We start from the raw sequence: 5,932 nt of genomic DNA, 5'->3' as shown, positions 1-5,932 counted from the left end.
CGGCTGCGCCTTGCTCTGCTGGCGCCGCCTCAACTCATTGTGTTAGCAGTTCTTAGACCCCCGCAGGGTCCGAAACCCATGCCGGTGATCGATGTGCCCGGTGTGGTCCTCATCGACGAGATCGACGTCCACCTCCACGTCAGCTGGCAGAAGAAGATCGGCGAGTGGCTCAAAGTCCACTTCCCCTACATCCAGTTCATCGTGACCTCGCACAGCCCGTACGTCTGCCAGAGCGCCGACCCGGGCGGCCTGATCCGGCTCGCCGGTCTCGACGAGGACGTCCCGCCCCGCGTCGTCGACGAGGACCTGTACGAGCGCGTCGTCTACGGCAGCGGTGACGACGCCCTCCTGACCGACCTCTTCGGGGTGGACTCGCCCTACTCCGACCACGCCGAGAGGATGCGGCGCAGGCTCACCGGGCTGGAGCGCGCGGTCCTTCACGGAAGGGCGACCCCGGACGAACTGCGGGAGTACGAACGCCTGCGGGAGACCCTCACCAGCTCCCTCACCACCCGCGTGGACGAGGTGGCCGCGAGGATCGCCGAGAACCCGTGATCCGTATTCGTCGCGCGACGCTCCCCGATGACCTGATCGACCGGCTCCGTGACCGTACCGGCACGCTGTGCGCGGGCCAGGCCGACTGCGCCGCGGCACGCGCCTCCTGGAAGTCCGCCAGGACCGTCCGGGCGCGGCTGGAGGAGCGGCTCACCACCATGACCACGGGTGTCAGACGCTGCATGTACTGCGGTGACGGCCTCGGAACGGACATCGACCACTTCGAGCCGCTGGCCCAGGCGCCGCTGCGCGCGTTCGACTGGCCCAACCACTTCCTGGCCTGCTCCCACTGCAACAGTCATCAGAAGCGGGAACTGTTCCCCCGGGACGAGCACGGCGCACCGCTGCTCGTCGACCCGTGCGTCGAGGATCCGTACGAGCACCTGGAACTCGCACTGAGCACGGGCGTCTACGAGGCGCTGACGCCCCGGGGTGAGGTCACGATCGACGTGTTCGGCCTCAACCGCGCGGACCTCACGCGGGGCCGGGCCGCCGCCTTCGTCAGGACGAGGTGCATGCTGCGCGACCGGGCCCGCCTGCTGCGATCGGGCCGCGCCGAGGAGGCCGACGAGATCGCCGCCTCGCTGCTCGACCAGCCCTTCGCCGACGTTCTCCACGCCATGCTCCGCTACCGTCACCTCCCCGGGGCCGAACGGATCCTGCGGGATCCGGAGGTCGTGGCCGCCCTCGCCGACCCGGCGCTCGACATCTGGTCCCGACCTCGCCCTCGGCCCCGCTCAGGCGTCGCGCCGTCTGAGCAGGTAGGCGGCCGGTGCCAGCAGCGCGGCGGTCCACAGCGCGAGGACCCCGAGCCCCGCCCAGGGGGACAGGGACGCGATCTGCGGGACGTCGCCGACGAGGATCGCCCGGCCCGCCACGGTGGGGAAGAAGGAGTAGATCGTCCTGCCCGCCTCGCCGGGCAGCATGGCCAGGAGGTTGGGCACCATCAGCACCAGGGCCAGGATGCAGGTGATCGCCGCGGCCGTGTGCCGCAGCAGCGTGCCGACGGCGAGCGCGAACAGGGCCTGCAGGGCCAGGTAGAGTCCGGCGCCCGTCACCGCGCGGAGCGCCTCGGGGTCGGTGAGCGAGACCTCCACCCGCTCCCCCAGGATCGCGGCCCCGATCAGGAACGACGGCAGGACGATCAGCTCGGTGATCACGAGGACCAGCAGGCCGAGGACGGCGGCCTTGGCGGCGAGCATCGGGACGCGGCGCGGCACCGCCAGCAGGCTCGACCGGATCGCCCCGGTGGAGTACTCGCCGGTGATCACCATTACCCCGAGGACGCAGACCGCGAGCTGGGCGGAGGAGACGCCGGGCTGGACGAGCAGTGCGAGCGGGTCGGCCGTCATCTGCCGCTGCCGGGCCGGCGACGCCGTCGCCCAGTTCATCACGGTTATCGCGGCCATCAGCACGGTGAAGCCGACGGTGAGCACGACCATGACGACCAATGACCAGACGGTGGACCTGACAGAGCGGATCTTCGTCCACTCCGCGGCCATCAGGTGGCCGAACCCGGCGCGCGCGACGGGCCCGCCGGAACCGGTGGACCGGCCGGGGCCGGCGGGTGTGGTGAACGGGGTGGTCGTGGTCATGCCCTGCTCCTGTCGCTGTCGGCGTACTCGACGCTGTCCCTGGTGAGCTCCATGAAGGCCTCCTCCAGGGAGGCGCGCCTGGGGGTGAGCTCGTGCACGACGATCCGGGCGTCGAGGGCCAGCTCGCCGATCCGGTGGGCCTCCATGCCGGCCACCGTGAGCGCTTCGTCCCCGCCGGTGCTCACGTCGCCGCCCGCGGCGGCGATCAGCGCGCCGAGCCGCCCGGCGTCGGGGGTACGGACCAGCACCGACGTCCTGGGGTCGCGCCTGACGAGCTCGTCCATGCCGCAGTCGGCGATGACCCTGCCCCGGCCGATCACGATCACGTGGTCGGCGGTGACGGCCATCTCGTTCATCAGGTGGCTGGAGACGAAGACCGTGCGGCCCTCCGCGGCCATCCCCTTCATCAGTTCCCTGATCCAGACGACCCCCTCGGGGTCGAGGCCGTTGACCGGCTCGTCCAGGACGAGGACCTCTGGGTCGCCGAGCAGCGCGGCGGCGACCCCGAGCCGCTGGCCCATGCCGAGGGAGAATCCGCCTGCCCGCCTGCGCGCCACCTGGCCGAGCCCGACGATCTCCAGGACCTCCTGGACCCGGGTACGCGGCAGTGCCTGCGACCGGGCGAGATGGAGCAGGTGGTCGTAGGCGCTGCGGCCGGAGTGGACGGCCTTGGCGTCGAGGAGCGCGCCGACGGCGCGCAGGGGCGCGGCCAGTTCGCGGTAGGGGCGGCCGGAGATGGTCGCCCGTCCGGAGTCGGGCCGGTCCAGGCCGAGGATCAGCCGCATGGTGGTGGACTTGCCCGCCCCGTTGGGTCCGAGGAAACCGGTGACCCGGCCCGCCCGGACGCTGAACGACAGGTCCTGGACCACGGCCCGGCCCCCGTACCGTTTGGTCAGTTCATAGGCTTCGATCACCCTGTCCACGATCGTTCAGCCGCTCGTACGGCACCACCGGGAGCGCCACCGTGATCGCTTCGGGTTATCCCCCCGCGCGGACCGCGTGCCCGGCCCGCGTGTTCGGGACGTACCGGGCATGTGCTTGAACCGTACTCAGACGCCCACTTCGTCGCCCTTTGCACCCTTGCGGCAAAATCACCCGCTTCATCCACTACCTTATGATCAACAAAGATGCATTGAGCATGGGATGGATGCACATGAAGCACGTGCCGGTGGAGATCGACCCGAACGTTCCGAGTGTCGCCCGGATCTACGACTACCTTCTCGGCGGCAAGGACAACTTCGTCTCCGACCGCGCGGCGGCAGAGAAGCTCATCGAGCTCACCCCCAACGCCAGGGAGGGGGTCCGCTCCAACCGCCGCTTCCTCCGGCGGGCCGTGCGGTTCATGACCGAGGCGGGCATCCGCCAGTTCCTCGACATCGGCGCCGGCCTGCCCACCCAGGAGAACGTGCACCAGGTGGCGTTGGGCCTGGCACCCGAGTCACGCGTCGTCTACATCGACAACGACCCCATCGTGCTCACCCATGGACGCGCCCTGCTGGCCGACAACGGTCAGACCATCGTGCTCGACGGCGACCTGAGGGAGCCCTCGGCCGTTCTCGACGACCCTCAGGTCAACGCGCACATCGACTTCGACCGGCCGGTGGGCCTGCTCCTGCTGGCCGTCCTGCACTTCGTCCCGGACGACGACATGGCGGAGCGGATCGTCACGACGCTGCGCGACCGCCTCGCCCCCGGCAGTGCCGTGGCCATCAGCCACCTGTCCTTCGGCGACCTCCCCGAGGACAAGGTGGCCGAGGGGCGCGCGCTCTACAACAGGACCTCCGCGGGCTCCGCGACGCCTCGCTCGCGTGAGGAGATCACGCGTTTCTTCGACGGGTTCGAGCTGGTGGAACCCGGCCTGGTCTCCACCGACGACTGGCGCCCGGAGGCGGACCACCCCCGGCTTCCGCAGCTCCCGGGAGTGGACGGCTACGTCGGGGTCGGGCTGCTGCGCCGTCGCTGACACCGGACCGGCGCCCCGGCCGGCGGGTCCGCGACCCGCCGGGCGAGCGGGGCGCGGAGCCGCACGGCGCGTTTCCCGGATTCCCCGCTAGTCGGTGACGACGTCGTCGCGCGGGCCGCCGTAGACGGGGTTCCTGTCGTGGCGCTCACCGGTGACGAGCAGGCGGATGACCCCCTTCGCGTTCTCCTCCGCCTCCCAGACGATCCAGTCGTCGCCGACGGGCTCTTCCTGCGTGCGCTCCTCGCCGAACCCCCCGGGGTTCCCGGGCGGGACGGAGATGATCAGGAAGACGACCTTCCTGCCACGCCTCTCGAGCTCCGGCAGGACCTCGCCGACGGTCTTCTCGTCCACGCGGAACCCCTGGAGCGAGCGGCCCTCGATGGTCGCCGTCCGGAACTCCGCCCCGGTGTCCCGGGCGGGCCTGGGAACGGGGTCGCAGGACGCCACCGGCCCCTCCATGAGGTAGGTGCCGGTGCTGCTTCCCGCCCCGTCCGAAGGAGCGCTGATGGTCCAGACGAAGGTCTGCCCCGCCTTGAACAGCGTGGTGTCGATCCGCATCTGCCAGCCCTCCTCCTCGCCGGGGATGTTCTCCGGCACGCTGTACAGGCCCGGGGGGACGTCCCGCACGGGCGTGCCGCGCGGCGCGCGGCACGTCCACCCCCAGGGAACGTAGTCGACCACGGCGGGGACGTGGAGGTCGCGCAGCCGCCTCTCCAGTCCTGGAGCGTCACGGAAGTCGCGGACCTGAATGGTCACCTTCCCGTCGGCCGCCTTGGTGACGGCCCAGGAACTCGACACTGCGGAACCGTTCCCCAGCAGGCTCGGGCCCACCACCGCGCCCGCGGCGAGCACGACCGAGGCCGCCAGTCCCAGGGCCGGCCGCCGGAGGACACGCCCGCGAGTCCTCCGCGCCGTGCCCGGCTCCTGGGAGGTGATCGCGGCCAGCAACGCCCTCGCCTCCGTGTCGGACGGGTCGCCTCCCGGCTTTCCGGGTTCGACCCGGGCGAGCGCTCTCGTCGTCGCGTCGATCTCGTCGGTGTTCATCACAGCGACCTCTCCACCGGGATCAACCGGCTTTCCGGCGTGAAACGGATACCCGCCTCGGTGAGTGCGCGGGAGAAGCGCCTGCGGGCGCGGTGGAGCTTGACCCGTACGGCGTTGCGCGACAGGCCCAGCACCGTGGCGATCTCCCGGCGGTCCAGGCCCTCCCAGGCGACCAGCGACAGCAGCTCGCGGTCGTCGCCGGGCAGGGCACGGAAGATCTGGGCGATCGCCTCCAGTTCGACCCCGCTGTCCGGGGGGTCCTCGTAGAGGCCGGCCATCCTGGCGTCGAGTCCGACGTCGAGTCCGACGTCGAGCCCGACGTTGCGGGCCCTGCGGCGGGCCTCGCTACGGTGATGGTTGGCCAGCACCCTGCGCGCCACCCCGTACAGCCACAACGTGGCCTCCTCCCCCGGCGGCAGCTCGTCCATCCGCCGCCAGGCGACCGTGAAGGTCTCCGCCACCACGTCCGCGGCGTCCTGCGGCGAGTCACAGCGGCGCGCGGCGTAGGCCGTGATCCGGCCGTACGTCTGTCGGTAGACGGCCTCGAACCTGGCCGGCCGTTCGTCATCCACGGGCGGTTCCCATGAGCGGTTTCTCCTGTCAGCGTGAAGTACGGACAACCTCCCTATGTGCGGAGCGAACCCATCATTACGATGCGGGCCCGAAAAACTTCCGTGTGCCGCGAGACGTCCGGGGCGGGCATGCCCTCGCGTCCCCGCTGCCTCGTCGTGCTCGTTGTCGGCCACGTACCCGATGATCTTCGGCCCGGCGCCCT

At 71.0% G+C, this 5,932-nt stretch carries 6 protein-coding genes; 2 read left to right on the top strand and 4 right to left on the bottom strand.

Translation table 11 applies throughout. From position 1 onward, the window contains the following. The first annotated feature begins 39 nt into the window (after nucleotides 1-39). The gene (locus AB0G16_RS38190; protein ID WP_362815831.1) at nucleotides 40-555 is read left to right on the top strand and encodes an AAA family ATPase; all 516 of its coding nucleotides are present in this window, start codon (nucleotides 40-42) and stop codon (nucleotides 553-555) included. A 737-nt stretch (nucleotides 556-1,292) separates the two neighbouring features. Here the strand turns inward: AB0G16_RS38190 and AB0G16_RS38185 are convergent. Beyond that, complete coding sequence (locus tag AB0G16_RS38185) at nucleotides 1,293-2,150, bottom strand: ABC transporter permease (protein ID WP_362815829.1); 858 nt, start codon at nucleotides 2,148-2,150, stop codon at nucleotides 1,293-1,295. Continuing rightward, a complete protein-coding gene (locus tag AB0G16_RS38180; protein WP_362815827.1) occupies nucleotides 2,147-3,064 on the bottom strand; it encodes an ATP-binding cassette domain-containing protein in 918 nt (305 codons plus the stop codon). The genes AB0G16_RS38185 and AB0G16_RS38180 overlap by 4 nt, the downstream gene beginning before the upstream one ends. Before the next feature lie 233 nt (nucleotides 3,065-3,297). Between AB0G16_RS38180 and AB0G16_RS38175 the strand changes: the two genes are divergently transcribed. Then, complete coding sequence (locus AB0G16_RS38175) at nucleotides 3,298-4,113, top strand: SAM-dependent methyltransferase (protein WP_362815825.1); 816 nt, start codon at nucleotides 3,298-3,300, stop codon at nucleotides 4,111-4,113. An 87-nt stretch (nucleotides 4,114-4,200) separates the two neighbouring features. On the opposite strand, the gene AB0G16_RS38170 is transcribed toward AB0G16_RS38175, so the two are convergent. Both AB0G16_RS38170 and AB0G16_RS38165 read right to left on the bottom strand, forming a co-directional pair. Beyond that, the gene (locus AB0G16_RS38170; protein WP_362815823.1) at nucleotides 4,201-5,157 is read right to left on the bottom strand and encodes a hypothetical protein; all 957 of its coding nucleotides are present in this window, start codon (nucleotides 5,155-5,157) and stop codon (nucleotides 4,201-4,203) included. Further along, a complete protein-coding gene (locus tag AB0G16_RS38165; protein ID WP_362815821.1) occupies nucleotides 5,157-5,729 on the bottom strand; it encodes a sigma-70 family RNA polymerase sigma factor in 573 nt (190 codons plus the stop codon). The genes AB0G16_RS38170 and AB0G16_RS38165 overlap by 1 nt, the downstream gene beginning before the upstream one ends. Nucleotides 5,730-5,932: the final 203 nt, after the last annotated feature.

This window comes from Streptosporangium sp. NPDC023615, assembly GCF_040640155.1.
Classification (GTDB): Bacteria; Actinomycetota; Actinomycetes; order Streptosporangiales; family Streptosporangiaceae; genus Streptosporangium.
This window is presented reverse-complemented; position numbering and strand designations above follow the sequence as displayed.